A 16212-nucleotide genomic window follows, 5' to 3' on the forward strand; every position below is an offset into this window, starting at 1 on the left:
TTTTTTATTTGTTTTTACAAAATGTGATTCAAGTCCTCTTTTTATCTTAGGAAAATTTTTATAATACAGTTGTTGTTAAGAGATAACAATTAGGAGGAATTAAAAAACATGAATAGAGAAATTAAGCTAACTGAAGATATATATTGGGTAGGGAAAATTGATGATAGGGAAGTTCCATTTCATCGTTTAATCTTAGGAAAAGGGACAACTTATAATTCGTATCTTCTAAAAACTGAAAAACCAACAGTGATTGATACAGTTGACATAGAATTTGGAAGAGAATTTGTAGAATATTTAAGTGAATTAATTGATCCACAAGAAATTCAATATATCGTAGTAAACCATACAGAACCTGATCATTCAGGTGGATTGGCAGCATTAGCATCAAGAGCTACAAACGCTACAATTGTATGTACAGAAATTGCAGTACCTGAGTTACAGGAAATGTATAAATTGCATCATAGAAACTTTTTAGTTGTAAAAGATGGTGACACATTAGATATTGGTGGGAAAACGTTGAAATTTAAAGAAACTCCATATCTTCATACAGAAGAAACGATGATCACATATTGCATAGAGGATAGAATTTTATTCCCATGTGATATTTTCAGTACACATGTAGCGAATTATGAATTCTTTAACGATGAAGCGAATGAAGATATTACGGAAGATTTCATAGGCTACTATAATGCGATTATTCACCCGCATAGAAGATATGTCAGAACGTTAATGGAAGCATTGAAAGACTTAGATGTTCAAATGATCGCTCCGTCTCATGGGTACATTTTACGCCAGGATGTCCAAAAATATATCGATTTATATGGAGAAATGAGTAAAGATACAACACAAGGGAAAAAAGTAACCATTGTATATACAACCATTAAAAATAACACGAAAAAAATCGCGAGTATCATTAAAGAAACATTCGAGGCAGATAATATTAAAGTAACAGTATTTAATGCTGATAAATCGGATAAAGCTGAAATTCTAGAAAGTATTCAACACGCAGATGCAGTCTTCATCGGATCTTCAACTAAATACGCAGATATGATTGGAAACTTAGAAGAAATTTTAATAGAAATGAAGGGAATGAACTTAGAAGGGAAAATCGCAGCTGCATTCGGATCATACGGCTGGAGTGGTGAAGCAATTGAGGTCGTACAAGATTACCTAAATGAAACAAACATGAATGTACAAAGTACATCAAATGTTATTAAGTCTACAGGTATGACTCATGTTGAATTTCCTATTCGTATCAGATTCTCTCCAAAGAATGAAGAAAAAACACAACAAATTAAACATGCAACAACATTTGTTACGGATTTATTACTAAGCTCTATTTAATAGAAAAACGTAGGTGAAAATATGGAAAAGAATTTTGTAATTATCGGAAGTGGAGTAGCCGCTGTAAATGCTGCAAAGACAATTAGAGATCATGACAAGGATTCAAATATATTCATTTTTGGTGAAGAATCATCTTTACCCTATAACAGAATTAAATTATCAAAAGAGCTATATTCAGATTTACACAGCGAAAAAGTTTTAATTAAAAAAGAAAAATGGTACCAAAATAATAATATATCGGTTTTCACAAATACAAAGGTAGTAAAAATTGATACAGAGCAGCAATATATTGTTACATCAAATAATGAGAAAGTTTCTTATTACAAACTATTAATTTGTACGGGTGCAAATAATAGAAGGCTACCAGTAGATGGCATAAATAAAAAAAATGTCTTTACGATTAGAGACATGCAGGAAGCGGATAAATTTAAAGCATGTTTAGAAGATAAAAAGCATGTTGTAAACATTGGTGGAGGTGTACAAGGATTAGAAACAGCTTGGTCTATGATGAAAGCTGGTAAACAAGTATCCATTGTAGAAGTTGCTCCTGCACTAATGGGAAGACAATTAGATGAAAAAGTTTCTCTTCTATTAAAACAAAAAATTGAAAGTGCCGGAGTAAAAGTATATGTAAATACGACTATTGATTCTATTCTTGGAGAAGAAGTAGTAACTGGAATGAAAGTGAATGGTGAACAACGAATAGATTGTGATAGTGTTGTTTATTCAATTGGGGTCACTCCTAACATTTCTTTAGTAAACAATACTCCTATTCATGTAAATAGAGGTATTGTTGTCAATGAGAAGATGGAAACGAATGTAGAATCTGTATATGCTGCTGGGGATGTAGCAGAAGTAAACGGTGAAATTGGCGGACTATGGGGAAGAGCAATGGATCAAGGGAAGATTGCAGGAAGTAATATGGTTTCTAATCCCGCAATTTATAAGGAAGCAATTCCAACTACTATCTTTCATGCATTCGATGTATCTTTATTCTCAATTGGATTCGTTGATGAAAACCAATGTGATACAACTATCGTTGAAGAAGATGATAAAGAGAAGTATACAAGGTTATTTATCAAGGAAAATAAAATAGTAGGTGTCATCTCATTAGAAGGAGTTGCGGCATCCATCCCTTACAAGTCTGCTATTGAAAAGCAAGTATCATTAGAAGAGATTGATATGAAAAATACGAATATAAGTGAAATAATGAGCAAGGTAAAAGAGAAACTAAAATCTTAATCTAATAATAGAAAGAGGACATTATAATGAAAAAATATATTTGTTTACCATGCGGCTACATCTACGATCCAGAAGTTGGAGATCCAGATGAAGATATAGAACCAGGAACAAGTTTTGAAGATTTACCAGAAGATTGGGTGTGTCCAGTATGTGGAGAAGATACTGAACACTTTGCACCAGTAGAGGAATAGCAAAAGAAAAAGTAACGAGAAGCTTATATAATTTCTCGTTACTTTTTTACTATGAAAAGAATTTTTTGATGTGATTTGAGTCACTAGTGTGGCTCCTAGGAAAAGATATAATAATTTAGGAAGGATACTTTATCACGTATTAATGCCCGTAAAAGCCTGATTGGTGAGGGCTAATAATGAAAAGACACTGATTAAAATTTCATTTTATATACTATATGTAAGGTTAGGTGAGGTAATATGAAAGAAAATTGTTATCATAAAAATGCAGCGGAGCCTTGTCCAAGAAAAGTTCTTATTTTTAAATCTTTATCTGATGAAGAAATTTTAAAAATAGCTGCATTGTCAAAACATAAACAATTTAAAAAGGGAGAACCATTAATTCATGAAGGAGAGAAATTAGATACATTATTTATTATTAATAAGGGGCAAGTAAAGTTATCGAAATTAACCATTCAAGGGAAGGAGCAAATCTTGCATATTTTAACGAGTGGTGAATGCTTTGGTGAATTAAACATATTTAATTGCGATGAGAAGAGTAATTTTAGTGCGTATGCTATGGAAGATACAAAAATTTGTATGTTAACGAAAGATAATATGGATCGTATAATGGAGCGAAATCCAGATATTGCATTAAAGTTGCTAAAAACCGTTACAAAACGTTTAGCGCATACAGAAAATTTAGCTAACAATCTTGCAACAAATAATCCAGAAGTTAGGATTGCTTATATAATTCTAGAATTTTGTGAAAAATACGGTGAAGATACTGATAAAGGAATACTTATAAATTTACCATTGACACGAGAAGAAATAGCAAACTATATAGGGGTGACAAGGGAAACAATTAGTCGTAAATTTAGTAAATTTGAAGACCTAGGATTTATGACGTCAATTGGAAATAAACAGCTAATAGTTAAAAATGAGTTAGCCTTACGAAAATATATAGAGTAGATGGATAACTTAATTATTTGTTCTTTAAGATAAACATCGTTAAGATTCTATTTATTAGTATCCTCGATATCTATAAATTTAATAAATTTTAAAATACCTAGCCATTGGAATCATTTCTTAATCATTTATTCTACTCTTTACGACCATACCTATTTTGACTTTTAAACCAGTTGCTATATCAATGTTATCCCGCTATTCGCGGGCAGTAATACTATCTCAAGGTTCAGAGGGAAGCATGAAAAGGAATGTCACAAGCATATTGATTTTTCTATTTAACCCCTCTTAACATCCCCTTACAAACCCTTACAAACCCCTACCAAGCCCCTTACAAGTAATAAATCATTACATAAACAAAAGTAAAAGAACTACTACTACAAGAATTTTAAAAAACAAAACAAAAGAACTACTACTACAAGAATTTCAAAAAAACAAAACAAAAAAAAATTACTACTACAAGAATTTCAAAAAAATAAAAATTAAATTACCAAATTTCCGCTTTCCTCCTTATATATAGTAAGGAACAGCATTTTAAAAACGGGAGGAATACATATGGCGGTATATCGGAATGTACAGGTGAACTTTTGGCAAGATGATTTTGTGCTCGACTTAACGCCGGAGGAGCGCTATTTTTACATATATTTATTAACATGTTCGAAAACGACGCAGTGCGGTATTTATCCGTTGCCGAAGCGTTTGGCGGAGATGGAAACGGGCTACAACAGGGAGACTGTTGATAAATTGCTGCAGCGGTTTATCGAATATGGAAAGATTTTATATGATGCGAAAACGAAGGAGTTATATATCATAAATTGGCTTCGTTATAATCCGATTACAAATCCGAACGTTGAGAAATGTGTCCTTCGTGAGTTAAAGACTGTGAAAAGTAAACAATTTGTTCAGCTGTTTCTGCAAAAATGTTTGGAGGAAGAGATGAACATTCCGCTGTTGGTAGAACATTTCGGTATGCCTGCCCAAGTGCCTCAAGAAGAGCCTGAAAGCTGTGAAGGAGATGAAAAAATAGATTCGGGTGGTAACGTATTTACGTTTTATGAACAAAACTTTGGCAGTTTGTCACCGTATACGGCAGAGGAACTAACTGCGTGGATGGATGATTTGTCAGAGGAACTCGTCTTAAAAGCACTTCAAATTGCTCATGAAAATAATAAGCGGACACTTGCGTATGTGAAGGGGATTTTGCGAGATTGGCACGGAAAGGGATATAAGAAGGTAAGCGAAGTAGAGGAGGCGGCGGTGAAGTTTCGGAAGAAGGAGTCGTCTATTGTTCAGGAGACTGAACAGTTTCTGGAGGAATGCGAGGAGTGGGAGAAAAATGTACCGTCTGAAGAAGAGCTGCAGAAGTTCTTAGCGGAAAAGGGGTGGCGTCCGTGAGTATTCAAAACGTCGAAGCGGAACAGACGGTAATAGGATCACTCCTCCTTGATGGGGAGCTCATTAAAGAGTGCAGGTTGACGGAACACCATTTTTCTACTGCATTGCATCAAGCGATATTTAAGCTAATACGGGAAGTAGAGAAAGACGGGCAGCCGCTTGATCTCGTTACACTTGTTTCGAAAATGGATTCTTCTTTTCTGACGCAAATTGGTGGGATTGAGTACTTTGTCAACATCATCGAGAGTGTACCGACGACGACTAATTTTTCCTATTACGAGGGGCTTGTTCGAGGTGCGTGGAAAATGCGCCGTGCAGGAATGATGGGACACAGTATGTGTGAACGGCTTCTGGCGGAGAAGGATGAGAAAATTATCGGCGAGACGATTACGGCTCTTTGTGAACTAGAAGAGGAAGAGTGTATGTTAGACTTTGACTTAAAGGATGCGTTAGTCGGTTTGTATGAAGAGTTTCACCAGGACGTAGAAGAGATGACCGGTATTGAGACCGGCTTTTCTGCTTTAAACAAGATGACATGCGGCTTGCAAGATGGTGAATTTGTTGTAATAGGGGCGCGGCCTTCGATGGGAAAAACGGCGTTTGCTTTAAATATTGCATTTCATGCCGCCAAATCAGGTGCGGCAGTTGGGTTGTTTTCATTAGAGATGAGCGACAAACAATTGCTAAAACGGATGGTCTCTTGCGCAGGTATGGTATCGGGAAAAAGGCTGAAAAATCCGAAGCATCGTTTCACAATCGAGGACTGGGAGAAAACAAGTCAGGTCTTTGCGGAGATTGGTGATTTACCGCTAGAAATCTATGATAAAGCAGGTGTGACAACGCAAGAAATTTGGGTGCAGGTTCGCAAGCTAAAACGTAAGCATCCAAATAAAAAGCTGCTCGTCATCATTGATTACTTACAGCTTATTACAGGCGATTCGAAATATAGAGGAAATAGGTTTCAAGAAATGAGCGAAATCTCTCGCAAACTGAAATTGCTAGCTCGCGATTTGGATGTGTGCGTCGTAGCATTGTCGCAGCTATCCCGTGCGGTTGAGTCGCGTCAAGATAAGCGTCCGCTTTTGTCTGACTTAAGAGAGACAGGACAGATTGAACAAGATGCCGATGTGATTATGCTCATATACCGAGACGATTATTATGAGCAGGAAACAGAGAATAAAGATGTAACTGAAATTCATGTAGCGAAGCATCGGAACGGACCGGTTGGGGTGGTGAAGTTACGGTTTTTGAAGGAGTATGGGCGGTTTGTGGAGTGATGTAACTATTGAACATAACCTAACCGGCCTCATTCAAAGGAATATATCGATCGTTTAACTAAAGATATTTCATGACCTATATACCATTTTTTATATTATTTACTTTTGTATTGAATGCTGTTACTATATTGATATCGTTTTCATAACTTAATGCATGCCTTTTTTGGAAACGCTTAATTTCAAATATATGGTCTGTTGTAAATTTTTCTAAATATAAGCAGTTCCTCTGTCACATGTTATTGAAGAAGAGGAATTGCTCTTTGTTGTTAAAACTATGAAAAAATGAATGTATGATGTGAGGAGGTATCGTTGTGAAAAACAGTTTTGTTTTTCACAAGAATATATATGGGTAATGTTGGATTATTGATTTCTGGTGCAGCGCTCTTTTTAAATAGCCTTGTGATGTTAGGAAAAGCGGACGAAAAGAGTGCAGGTGTTTTTAATATATTTGTAGGTGTACTGCAAATTATTATTCCTTTCTATTTAATTGTAGTATCTGATCAAAGTAATTGGACAGTTTATTTATATGCAGCTACTTTTTTATTCGGTTTAACTTATTTATATGTGGGAGTTACTTTCATTGCAGGATTGAAGGGTGATGGATTAGGCTGGTTTTCTCTTTGGGTAGCAATTATTGCACTATTCTACATGATTGTAGCGATTATACATTTTCATGATATCGTTAATGCGTTAACTTGGTTCATGTGGGCATTTCTATGGTTCTTATTTTTTATTGCTAATGCACAGAAAAAGAACATCAATCATTATATTGGTAAAATAGCTTTTGTACAGTCATGGGTTACACTAACTTGTCCTGCTCTACTTTCCCTTATAGGTGTATGGGAAACTTCTTATGTATATAATTTATGGGTATGTATATCTATTCTTTCAATTATATATTTCTGTGTTTGTACGTTTAAGTTGAAAGGAAATGTAAGTACTGTTCATAAAAATATGGATACGCACACCATTGAAAAGTTTGGAAACACGAAGTGAAGTTAATTTATCAATCTATTTATTTAAAAAAACGCGATCAATTTCTAATAATCATTTAGGAATTGATCGCGTTTTTTGTTATGAATGTGGTGCTATAATATAGCTCCAACATAAAAAGCCACAATACTCTTAATAGAGTAATATGGCTTTTTATGTTGTTTGATTAGGTAACGGTTTTCTAATCAAACAATTACACAAAGTTATAAGATTACGAATACAAAAGTTGGTCAAGTAACTTTTGTAATATAAGAATATCACTTCATAAAATGTTTAAAATTAGTATTTTTTCCTTTAATAACTGAAAAAAAAGAGCGTTTTTATTATTGTTTTTGTGAACAAAGTATTTATAGAGCACAAGTATACAAAAGAAATAAATAGAGATAGTGAGAAACGAAAACTAGATTAGAGATCATTCTACTGTTATAGTAAAATTATCAATAGTTGATAAAAAATTCTAATACCTAACATTAATTAACAATAAATAAAAATAATGTGTGGTTTTAAAGAAAGGTAATATATTCATGCGTAGTTTTATTTATAGTTTAATAGAAGATAAAGCAATAAAAAGACAAATTTTTATATTAGAGGCTTTAAATAATGAGCAAAAATTTGTATCGTCTCAAAAGATTGCGGATCAACTACAGTGTTCAACGCGAACAATTAGGAATGATATTTCGCAATTAAAAAAGCAATTGCCCGAGAAGTGGAAAATTATTAGTGTGAAAACGAGAGGATACATTTTAATTAGACCGATGGAAGAGTCTGTATTATCAGTGGTTAATTCGTATTTGACAGAAAGTGTACTTTATAGAGTGATGTTAGACATATTTCATAATAAGTATTACACATTAGAAAAATGGTCTCAAATTTTATATATGAATAAGTTAACTTTGAGAACTCATTTAAAAGATTATAATAAAATTTTAAATGAAAGTGGGTTAACTATTAAATTTAGGGATCTTCAACTAGAAGGAGATGAAATCAATATAAGATATTACTATATTGCTTTCTTTTACTTTATCCAACAATTTTCAGATCAACCTTCCATACCCATGGAATTAAGAAAAAAAGTTTTAGCGATTCTCTATCGTAACGAAGTTCCTGCGGATATTTTATTATTACGCAGTATTGTTTTTGTTTTTATAAATCGATTTTTTAATAAACATTGCGTAACGAAAGAAATAAAAATCAAGCCTTTATACAGCCGTAAGCAGGCAAATTGTCTTAATGAAATTATTACAGAAATTGAGAATTGTTACAATATTGAATTTCCAAAATATGAAAGAGATGCACTGCAGTTATTTTTATTTTTTGGATTAATAAATACAAGCTCACAGGGTGAGGTAGTACTTACATATTTGAGTGAATGTCATCAGGAGGTTTATAAAAAATTCATGAATCTCATTGATACCCTTTTAACACACAATCCATTACCGAGTGAACAGAAGGAAAAATTAAAAGCAGAAGTCATTCCGTATTTTTATAAGGTGTGTATTTCAAATGAACTTAATTTCTCAATTAGTCATATTTTTGATCCAATCCATTCTTCAGACAGTATTCTAATGCGAAATTATAAGGAAAATGTATCTTGCATTTCCAAGTGGAATGACACATACAACGATAAACAATATACAAAAGATGAAATCAAATATATCGCATCTCATGCAACTGCCATTCTTAATTCAATCTGTAATGAAATAAACATTGTATTTATATTCTCTGGGATAACCGTTGAAAAAAATCTTATTTATAGAAAGTTAAAACAAAGTTTGGGGGAAAATGTAAATATAGATAGGATACCAAATTATGATATGAAATATGATTTTATTATTAGTAACTGTCATTTATCGGATACAAGGGCACCGGTTATTTATATTTCTCACATGTTGACTGCACATGAAATCGATTCTATAAAAAATCGGATTTTTGATTTAGATTAAAGAATGTTTTAAGTATGAGGATAGGCACTTGAATATAGAAGGACGTTTTTGTAAAAAAGTAAATCAAGATGCAAAGCAACCCCAGAAATTTTGATTTGAACAAGGTTTCTTGGGTTGTTCGTAGTTCATTTTGCTTGGAGATTTCAATTTATAACAATATAGGGGATGCTTGGTGGGATAGATTGAACAGGGCTGAGAAGAGATTTATATGATGAAGTTGCAAATCTGGAAGGATTTTGATTATAACTAGTAATAAATTAATAAATGAATATATTGATTATCACTAGTAAGAAAAGTATAATAATGGTAGAGATGTAATGAAAGGGGAATTGAGATTCTACATGTGGCAAATCTTGTAATGATTAGAAAATAAAATGAATAGCGTGCTTTTCCTATACATATAAAGGGTGGAGTCTGTCTATTTATTGAAGATAATCATACAAGGGACGCATATGGTGTGGAGTGATCATTCCATTTACTAGGCGGATACCTGTGTGTATCGGCTTTTATTTGTGATGAGAATTATACATCTCTACTTATACATATCATCGTGTCCCTATTTAATAGGGGGAATATGAAATGACGCATGTACAAAATAAAGTTGCGCTTATAACAGGAGTAAGTAGTCCAAGAGGGATTGGGGCTGCTATATGCCGCGAATTAGCTTTTCAAGGTATTGATATTTTCTTTACGCATTGGCAGTCTGAGGCTAGTTGGCCAGAGACATTTCAAAAAGAGATTTTGGAATTAGGAGTTCGCTGTGACAGTTTAGAAATGGACTTGTCAGATGCAAATGCTGCCTTTACAATCATGGATACTGTTTCAAAGCAGTTTGGTCCTCTTTTGATTTTAGTGAATAACGCAGCATATTCAACGGAAGATGGATATGCAAAGTTGGATGCTCATATACTTGATAATCATTATGCTGTTAATATGAGAGCAACTTTTCTTCTTTGTGTGGAATTCGCTCGTCGCTTTGAGCAAGCGGATTTAGATGGTGGAAGAATTATTAATATGACATCTGGACAAGAACTAGGACCAATGATTGGGGAATTAGCCTATGCTGCAACGAAAGGAGCGATTGCCGCTTTTACGAAGTCGTTATCAGCAGAAGTTGCTCATTTAGGAATTACAGTTAACGCGGTAAACCCAGGACCAACAGATTCAACGTGGATGACGGATGAAATTAGAAAGCATCTGTTGCCTAAATTTTTAATGGGACGCATTGGCACGCCGGAAGATGCAGCGCGCCTCGTGGCTTTTCTCGCTAGTGATGATGCGAAGTGGATCACGGGTCAAGTGATGAACTCAGAAGGTGGATTTTTACGAAGTTAATAGAAGTAGTTGTTGAGTATATAATAAAAGAAACCTGTATCGTGGGATTACTGAGTAATCATTGATACAGGTTTTCGTTTTATAAGTAGGTTGTTATGTTTACGAATCATAAAGTTGTTTCTGTACACAAAAAAATTACTATTCTCCCATTTTTTCTAAATCGATGAGAGAATAGTGATTTTGAAACTTATTTACATGAACAACTGAAATCTCTCGTTACTTATCATGGATTCGTCGTGATTTGAATTGCTGAAGCTCTATCATTCCAAAACGCATCCATATTAGCAGTTTTACCATACCACTCATAATGTCTAAACATGACTCCTTGGCCATATCCCTGAGATGAAGTATGTTCCCACAGCGTTGTTGCGTAGCTTGCAGAAGGTGACGCTGTACTTAAGGAGGAAATTCTGTCATTCCAGCTAGAAGATAAGTTTGTAAATCCACTGCTCCAATAAATATACTGTCCGCCTTTATTTGCATGCTCATAGAAATCGGTACTTCCAGGACCGCTTCCTAGAGGCTTGATTACATTTTCATGTTGAGGTTGTGTTGTATTTTTAAAGCTGTGCTTATCTTTTTCAATAAAAGCATCCAAAGCTTCTTTGCTCGTAAAACCATATGCTAACCAATCTCCCTTGTCATTCTGTTTAGGTAAAACTATGGTTACTTTTATGTCTTTGTTAGATAGGTTATTCACTTTAGTCAGGGTGTCCACATTCTTTTCATCTACAGTTACGTAGTCGAACGATTTAATCGTATAATCTTTTTCTGTACTTGCTGATACTGTTCCCAATCCTCCAGTTATTGCAAAACCAGCTGCTAATGCTCCTACTACTAACTTCTTGAACATACAACCATCTCCTCTTTGCTTGGATTTTTTTGGTACAACTAAAATGTATATTGATTTTTGAGTTTTGTAAATATTATGAATTTTTAGAAATAAAAAACAGAATATTTGATGTTTTCTATTTAATTTTTAGAAAAAAATCGTATTGTTAGAAGTGTTATGATGAAATTGGTGGTCTTTTTTTGTATTTCATTTCGCATCAGAACAAGGTAGTAGCTGCCACTTCCTTAAGGGCGAAAAAGCTTCTAACACAAAGGAGGATTTTTCTAATTGGGGTCACTTTACATGCCTATCAACCTAAGGTGTTGAAGTATCCCAAAAACGAAAGTTTTATTCTTTCATAGTTATCCATAGGAATTTAGTTCATTTTTTTCGTTTTGGAGAAGAATGTGTTTTTTAACTTAATAGCGATGGAGCGGTACCCTAACTCTAAAATCAATCTTTATTGTATATTTGGGGGTTACTTGATGTTTATGTAAACTTCATTTGCTATGATTTAATTTTTGGTTCCTTGTTTTCAATATGTTGTTATAAATTTTATAAGCGCTATAGCCTAATAAGCCTCCGCTTGTTTTTAATATGAGATCATCTACATCAAAATTTCCTTAAATAAAATAAAACATAAACTTTCCAAAAGGGAAATTTATGCTTTACGTCACATTGTTCTTTGTTCAACTAACGGGTGCTTTAGTATAACAAGGGTTTCAAAATAATCAAACTTTATTACAAATCTACAATGAGTATAATATAGGCAAAAATAAAAACAGCTTATTTTCACTCCCTTTGGTTTCAAATAAGCTGTTTTCCTCTATAATTATTTCTTTCCCTACTTAACAATCTGGAATCCATAAGACATTAGTTTATTAGTTTCTGTAAAACGTTTCGTTTGACTTGTCGTTCCCATAACAACCGTGATAAGTCGTTTATCTCCTTGTTTCGCAGTCCCTGTAAAACAATATCCAGCACTATCAGTAAAGCCAGTTTTCAGTCCGTCTATTCCTTCTATATAAAGCTCTTTATTCGCTGCATTCAACATTTCATTTGTACTTGTAACAACTGTATTTTTAAATGCTAATTGACTCTGGGGTAAATGTGTTACTTCTAATATTTCTGGGTAATCTTTAATAAGATTGTATGCCAATTTTGCTACGTCAGCTGCTGGCATCTTTGTTTCACTTCCATCGGACTCTTGCAAACCAGAAGCATTTGCGAACTTGGTTTTATCTGAGAGTTTTAATTCCTTCGCCTTTTGATTCATAAGTTGAATGAAATTTTGCTCCGTCTTTGCTACATGTTCAGCCAAAGCAACTGCCGAATTATTAGCAGATTGAATCATTAAAGCGTGGAATAAGTCTTTCACTGTTAATGTATCATTCATTTGCACTGGAATTCTAGAACCTTCTGTTTGTACTGATTTTGCACTTATTTGCACCGAATCTTCCCAATGGACTTTTCCTGTATGTATATTTTCTAAAAGAAGATATGCTGTCATCATTTTCGACATACTTGCCGGAGCAAAGGTTTCAGTCTCATTGTTTTTATAAATAACTTCTCCATCACTTGCATCAATAATCATCGCTGCTTTTGCTTCTACTACTGGTACATACTTTTGTGGAATTACCTTTTCAGATAGCCCTGTCTTTGGTAATTCTGCTACTTGTAGAGGGGAACCATCTGTTATCATTTTTTCCTTTGCTTTTACAACATTGGTATCTTCCTTCTCTAGGCTCTCATGAAAAAAGAACCAACATATACCCAAAATAATAGCGCATAGTATGGTTACTTTTCCCCACTTTAACCTTTTCATCACCAAAACTCCTTTTAATCTACCTATTATAATTTCAAATTTAACCATAACAACAATATCTTTACATCGTCAAGGTCAAATAAGAAAGGAACCCTCTACTAAAACTGTTATTTCAAGATTACTTGTTAATCACATGTTAAGATTTCGATTTGCACCTAGAATTAAAACGTTTAGTAAAAATAAAATTTATACTTTTGATAAGCCCGCAAAACAGCCACAGCTTGTATTTATGATTGGTAGAACAATTCATGTGATGAAAATAAAAGAAAACTGGGATGATTTATTGCGATTGATCAGTTCTATTCGCAATGGTACGGCAACAGCGTTTTTTATTCTAAAAAAACTTGCGGCGTATCCACGGCAAAACAGCTTATCTGTAGCTTTACGTGAAATAGGAAGCATTGAAAGAACTTTATATACGTTAGAATGGCTGCAGAGTCCTGAACTCAGAAGACGTGTACATGTTAGTTTAAATAAAGGAGAAGCAAAACATGCCCTTGCTCGAGCTGTATTTTTTAATCGATTAGGAGAAATTCGTGATTGTTCTTATGGGGATTAACTACATAGAGCAAGTGGTTTGCAACTTCTCATTTCAGCTATTGTGGAATATAGAGTATATATCCCATGCTGTTGATGCTTTGCGTGCAAAAGGGGTGCATCGAACAACATTTTATAAACATTTTGAAGATAAAGGTGCATTGTCATAAATAATTATATTCATTTAACGAGTAAAATGAGCCAACAGCAAGTGTTATAAAAGTGAAAGAGTGATTGTCGCTGAGTCAAACCATCTCGTTTACGAATACAGTATTATCATGGTACAATATGGATATTGACGACGGAAAGGATGATGGGTGGACGATGATTAACTAATCTTATTTTTACATGTTGAAATTTGATATTTCAATTTATAAAAAATAGGATTAGTCTGCCCATTTTCATAAGAACGTATTGCTATTTCATACAATAGCTTATTTGGGTATAAATCATATAACGACTAATCCTGCCAAATATCATTGGGAGGATTTTTTTGTTCTCCTTTTATAGAAAGGGATGGATAGTATGAAGGAACTTTTAAAACTAAAAGATGTTTATGTGGAAATAATGGAACATACCTTATTAGAACAAATGAATGTTACCGTGAAACAAGGAGATATTATCGGGGTTATAGGGAGAAACGGTGCTGGAAAATCAACTGTTCTACAGTTGATAAATGGAAAAATAGAACCAACAAAAGGGCAATTGGAATGGCAACAGACGAACGTAACGATGGCATATGTTGAACAAGAAAAAGAGACATTTATATCTAAGGAAGTAACAACAGTAGAAGCGGAACTTCTTGCAAAATGGGGTGTGCCAACAAACGATTTTCAAACGTTAAGCGGTGGCGAAAAACTGAAACTTCGACTTGCGGAAGGATTTGCGCAAAATCCAACCCTTCTCATGTTAGATGAACCGACAAATCATTTAGATGAAAATAGTACAGAATTTCTGATCGAACAGATAAAAAGCTATAGTGGAACGATCATCGTTGTATCACATGATCGGTATTTCTTAGATGCTGTTGCAACGAAAATTTGGTCGATAGAAGATAGAAAGTTAATTGAGCATAAAGGGAATTACACGAGTTATATGAAATTTCGAGAACAAAAAAGGCTTACGCAGCAGCGCGAATATGAAAAGCAACAAAAAAACATTGAACGTATAGAATCGCAAATAAAAGAATTAACATCATGGTCGCAAAAAGCACATGCACAGTCAACAAAAAAAGAGGGATTTAAAGAATACTATCGTGTTAAGGCAAAGCGAACGGATGCACAGGTGAAGTCAAAACAAAAACGTCTGGAAAAAGAGCTTGAAAAAACGAAAATAGAGCGTGTTAAGCCAGATCCAACTGTAGAGTTTTCCATTCAAGCAAATAAAAAGGTAGGAAAGCGTTTTTTAGAAGTGAAACAATTGAAAAAATGTTTTGAGGGACGAACATTATTTGAGAAAGTTAATTTTACAATTCAACATGGTGAGAAAATTGCAATAGTTGGTCCTAATGGTTGCGGGAAAACAACATTATTGAAGATGATTATGGGACATGAAACAGCCCGAGGAGAAGTATGGATTTCACCATCTGCAAATATTGGTTATTTAACACAAGAAGTATTTGATTTACCACTTGAAAAAACACCAGAACAATTATTTTATAAAGAGACTTTTGAAGAAAGAGGAAAAGTCCAAAATTTAATGAAACATTTAGGATTTACATCTTCACAATGGAAAGAGCCAATTCAGCATATGAGTATGGGTGAACGTGTAAAATGTAAGCTCATGAAGTATATCTTAGATGAAAAAGATGTATTAATTTTAGATGAACCGACCAATCATCTTGACTTACCTTCGCGCGAACAGCTTGAAACTACATTAGCACAATATAATGGCACATTGCTTATTGTTTCGCATGATCGGTACTTCCTTGAAAAAACGACTAACAGTAAACTAGTGTTTTCAAACAATAGCATACAAAAGCAATTGGAAGAACCATCTCAAACAAGAGATAATCTCACTGAAATACGTTTAAAGCTTGAAACAGAAAGACAAGAAGTTTTAGGGAAACTCAGCTTTTTAACTCCTAAAGATGAAGCATACATGGAACTTGATAAAAGATTCAACGAACTTACAAAGCAAATAAAGGAGCTTTAATTGAAAGTACTTGTATAAGAATGTATGAATTGCTTAGAAAAAAGAAAAGCTGATTTTCCTTAGTTTAGAGGAACTCCGCTTTTCTTTTTTTGTTTACTTAGTCTACAAAATTTATCCCACTATTACTGCCCGTAAAAGCCTGATTGGTGAGGGCTGATAATCAGTGGGGGATGAAGAAATCCCCCACATTGATTAAAGTTTC

General features: G+C 33.9%; 12 protein-coding genes and 1 pseudogene. 11 read left to right on the forward strand and 2 right to left on the reverse strand.

What is annotated here, in order from left to right; all coding sequences use genetic code 11:
* Window positions 1–108 precede the first annotated feature (108 nt).
* The 9 genes from PLX19_RS02970 (at window position 109) to PLX19_RS03010 (ending at window position 10662) form a co-directional block, all read left to right on the forward strand.
* Complete coding sequence (locus tag PLX19_RS02970) at window positions 109–1344, forward strand: FprA family A-type flavoprotein (RefSeq protein WP_272187025.1); 1236 nt, start codon at window positions 109–111, stop codon at window positions 1342–1344.
* Between the two features lie 21 nt (window positions 1345–1365).
* Window positions 1366–2586 (forward strand): NAD(P)/FAD-dependent oxidoreductase, encoded by a 1221-nt coding sequence (locus tag PLX19_RS02975; RefSeq protein WP_272187026.1) that lies wholly within the window; start codon window positions 1366–1368, stop codon window positions 2584–2586.
* 26 nt (window positions 2587–2612) lie between these two features.
* Window positions 2613–2777 carry a rubredoxin gene (gene rd / locus PLX19_RS02980; protein WP_242220177.1) on the forward strand — a complete coding sequence of 55 codons (165 nt, stop codon included), beginning with the start codon at window positions 2613–2615 and terminating at the stop codon, window positions 2775–2777.
* A 237-nt stretch (window positions 2778–3014) separates the two neighbouring features.
* Window positions 3015–3725, forward strand: a complete 711-nt coding sequence (locus tag PLX19_RS02985) for a Crp/Fnr family transcriptional regulator (RefSeq protein ID WP_272187027.1) — start codon at window positions 3015–3017, stop codon at window positions 3723–3725.
* 549 nt (window positions 3726–4274) lie between these two features.
* Complete coding sequence (locus PLX19_RS02990) at window positions 4275–5114, forward strand: DnaD domain-containing protein (protein ID WP_272187028.1); 840 nt, start codon at window positions 4275–4277, stop codon at window positions 5112–5114.
* Window positions 5111–6391: a replicative DNA helicase gene (gene dnaB, locus PLX19_RS02995; RefSeq protein ID WP_272187459.1), complete on the forward strand. Its 1281-nt coding sequence runs from the start codon at window positions 5111–5113 to the stop codon at window positions 6389–6391. The genes PLX19_RS02990 and dnaB overlap by 4 nt, the downstream gene beginning before the upstream one ends.
* 345 nt (window positions 6392–6736) lie before the next feature.
* Window positions 6737–7387 (forward strand): AmiS/UreI family transporter, encoded by a 651-nt coding sequence (locus PLX19_RS03000; RefSeq protein ID WP_272187029.1) that lies wholly within the window; start codon window positions 6737–6739, stop codon window positions 7385–7387.
* Between the two features lie 521 nt (window positions 7388–7908).
* A complete protein-coding gene (locus PLX19_RS03005; protein ID WP_272187030.1) occupies window positions 7909–9327 on the forward strand; it encodes a helix-turn-helix domain-containing protein in 1419 nt (472 codons plus the stop codon).
* A 579-nt stretch (window positions 9328–9906) separates the two neighbouring features.
* On the forward strand, window positions 9907–10662 hold the full coding sequence (locus PLX19_RS03010) for an SDR family oxidoreductase (RefSeq protein ID WP_272187031.1): 756 nt from the start codon (window positions 9907–9909) through the stop codon (window positions 10660–10662).
* A 223-nt stretch (window positions 10663–10885) separates the two neighbouring features.
* Here PLX19_RS03010 and PLX19_RS03015 read toward each other — a convergent pair whose 3' ends face one another.
* Complete coding sequence (locus PLX19_RS03015) at window positions 10886–11515, reverse strand: hypothetical protein (protein ID WP_272187032.1); 630 nt, start codon at window positions 11513–11515, stop codon at window positions 10886–10888.
* A gap of 823 nt (window positions 11516–12338) precedes the next feature.
* On the reverse strand, window positions 12339–13319 hold the full coding sequence (locus PLX19_RS03020; RefSeq protein ID WP_272187033.1) for a D-alanyl-D-alanine carboxypeptidase family protein: 981 nt from the start codon (window positions 13317–13319) through the stop codon (window positions 12339–12341).
* 130 nt (window positions 13320–13449) lie between these two features.
* Between PLX19_RS03020 and PLX19_RS03025 the strand changes: the two are divergent.
* Both PLX19_RS03025 and abc-f read left to right on the forward strand, forming a co-directional pair.
* Window positions 13450–13972: pseudogene (locus tag PLX19_RS03025) on the forward strand (Tn3 family transposase); the annotation flags it as partial.
* 409 nt (window positions 13973–14381) lie between these two features.
* Window positions 14382–16010, forward strand: coding sequence for a ribosomal protection-like ABC-F family protein (abc-f, locus tag PLX19_RS03030; protein ID WP_272187034.1), 1629 nt, complete (start codon window positions 14382–14384; stop codon window positions 16008–16010).
* Window positions 16011–16212: the final 202 nt, after the last annotated feature.

Source organism: Bacillus sp. BP-3, assembly GCF_028401955.1.
Taxonomy (GTDB): domain Bacteria; phylum Bacillota; class Bacilli; order Bacillales; family Bacillaceae_G; genus Bacillus_A.

What these genes read in the sequence shown, in the direction of transcription:
- PLX19_RS02970 (WP_272187025.1), top strand. Translation starts at nt 109, where the DNA reads ATGAATAGAGAAATTAAGCTAACTGAAGATATATATTGGGTAGGGAAA.
- PLX19_RS02975 (WP_272187026.1), top strand. Translation starts at nt 1,366, where the DNA reads ATGGAAAAGAATTTTGTAATTATCGGAAGTGGAGTAGCCGCTGTAAAT.
- rd (WP_242220177.1), top strand. Translation starts at nt 2,613, where the DNA reads ATGAAAAAATATATTTGTTTACCATGCGGCTACATCTACGATCCAGAA.
- PLX19_RS02985 (WP_272187027.1), top strand. Translation starts at nt 3,015, where the DNA reads ATGAAAGAAAATTGTTATCATAAAAATGCAGCGGAGCCTTGTCCAAGA.
- PLX19_RS02990 (WP_272187028.1), top strand. Translation starts at nt 4,275, where the DNA reads ATGGCGGTATATCGGAATGTACAGGTGAACTTTTGGCAAGATGATTTT.
- PLX19_RS03000 (WP_272187029.1), top strand. Translation starts at nt 6,737, where the DNA reads ATGGGTAATGTTGGATTATTGATTTCTGGTGCAGCGCTCTTTTTAAAT.
- PLX19_RS03005 (WP_272187030.1), top strand. Translation starts at nt 7,909, where the DNA reads ATGCGTAGTTTTATTTATAGTTTAATAGAAGATAAAGCAATAAAAAGA.
- PLX19_RS03010 (WP_272187031.1), top strand. Translation starts at nt 9,907, where the DNA reads ATGACGCATGTACAAAATAAAGTTGCGCTTATAACAGGAGTAAGTAGT.
- PLX19_RS03015 (WP_272187032.1), bottom strand. Translation starts at nt 11,515, where the DNA reads ATGTTCAAGAAGTTAGTAGTAGGAGCATTAGCAGCTGGTTTTGCAATA.
- PLX19_RS03020 (WP_272187033.1), bottom strand. Translation starts at nt 13,319, where the DNA reads ATGAAAAGGTTAAAGTGGGGAAAAGTAACCATACTATGCGCTATTATT.
- abc-f (WP_272187034.1), top strand. Translation starts at nt 14,382, where the DNA reads ATGAAGGAACTTTTAAAACTAAAAGATGTTTATGTGGAAATAATGGAA.